This is a genomic window from Xenorhabdus khoisanae (assembly GCF_001037465.1).
Classification (GTDB): Bacteria; Pseudomonadota; Gammaproteobacteria; order Enterobacterales; family Enterobacteriaceae; genus Xenorhabdus; species Xenorhabdus khoisanae.
Window position 1 is genome coordinate 1 of record NZ_LFCV01000219.1, and the last position, 1,758, is coordinate 1,758.

At 37.7% G+C, this 1,758-nt stretch carries 2 protein-coding genes; both read right to left on the bottom strand.

Features of this window, described 5'->3' with window-relative positions:
- Positions 1-631, bottom strand: a 631-nt coding sequence (locus AB204_RS20265) for a tyrosine-type DNA invertase (protein ID WP_047965188.1), incomplete at its 3' end; no start/stop codon positions are given.
- Between the two features lie 336 nt (positions 632-967).
- The gene (locus AB204_RS23725; RefSeq protein WP_235428159.1) at positions 968-1,123 is read right to left on the bottom strand and encodes a DUF333 domain-containing protein; all 156 of its coding nucleotides are present in this window, start codon (positions 1,121-1,123) and stop codon (positions 968-970) included.
- Positions 1,124-1,758 lie beyond the last annotated feature (635 nt).

Consider the following 1,758-nt stretch of genomic DNA (forward strand, 5'->3'; position numbering starts at 1 on the left):
ACAGTTTGGTACTAATTGTTAACTTTTTTCGTTTTCCTTTACCATCCCATATTGTCTCAAATCTTCCCGCATTACTCGCGGTGTAGCGGACTGTATGACGAATATTCCGGTGGCCTAAATAGTCCTGAATCAAGCGTGTATCTACCCCATTGTCTGCCAACGCATAACCACAAGCATGCCTCAACATGTGCGGATTCGCGCAAATCGACAATTTTGCCTTTTGGCTGGTTTGTCGAAGAATTTTATAAACCTGCTGGCGTGACATACGTTGACCACTACGAGATAAAAATAACCAATCGGGTTCTTTACTATCGATTGCCTGTCCGTCTAATAATGCGGATTTCTTCGGCAAATACTTCGAACGTTCAGCTAACCAGAGACGTATCAATTGAATTTCACGGGATACTATTGGGTGAATAGTAGAAAAACCATTTTTTAATCGTTGTACCCGCAAACTTTTTCCTTCCAAATCAACATCAGAAATTCGCAAATTCAATAATTCAGATACCCGGAAACCATGAATAAACCCCATAAATATCATGCAAGTATTACGTGCTGCGTGAGAATATTTATCCAACGCAGTTAGCAATACCTCAATTTCAGACTGAGTCAGATATTTACGCTTTAGCATATTTTTTATCTCCAGATAATTAATTGAAAAAGAAGTTATAAGGAATACCTTAATTATTCTTGCTCATTATTTTCAGACTGCAATGTCAACCACAGAATAATCTGATAATTTTTCTGTAAATAAGATTTATGACGATAAAAACAATTGTCACTTTAACCAATAATTTCTATAGCTGTATCGTGTCAATTATCGAGAGAAAAAATAAATATTTTTACAGACTGGATAATGTCTTTCCTTTTTACTAAGGAAAAACATTATAAGAATGAAATATTATGCGGATTAAAAGTTGACAGAAATATGTTTATGCAGGCAGTGACATATTTCTGTCATAAAGAATCAAATTGACGCACATCCGCCATCCAGCAAAGCCTGCTCATTACAGCGACGGCCATTTACCAGTTGGCACACAGGAACTTTCTGACCATTCAATTGATTAGTCAGTGTCTGAATCCCTCCTGCGTCAGTGCAAGTTTCACTTGCATCTTTGCTCAAATGAATCCCCAGATCAGAATATTGATAATGTTTGTACCGATTTAATGAAGTACTTGTTTGATGCTCACTGCAACCAGCCAATATGCCTCCAACCAACAACAAATTGCACAAAATAACTCTCCGCCTTAAAAGCATATTTCCTCCCGTTGAATCATTGAATTAATCTAATAACCCCATACACATATTGCTCACTAACCTAAAAATAAGATAAACCACATTCCCAAAAAGCGGGTTAATCTACCACAATCCGTGATGTAGCGCTTTAACGAAAAACACCATTTTATCCATCATTATTGGTGTAAAATCATGCAGTTATCTGTAACGGCTCGCATTTAAAAATGCTCGGACTCGCAATCAGCGCAGATTTTGGCTTGAATTAACTGCAAATGAAAAATACCTCCGGCTCACATTAAATGATAACAAGCTCGCATTCCATTTTCGCTGACTCACAATAACTGCAAATGAAGAAAACGTCTCATTTGGCTCTGGATCTCGAAAGCTGGGCGTCTCGTAAATTCGGCTTAAACCCTTATGAAGCGGCGTTAGTGTCTCATCGATGTATGTTTTAGGTGTACCCATAAAAGATAACTGGTCAGTCTATGGAAGCGGATTTCATTTGCAATTAGTGTGAGCAG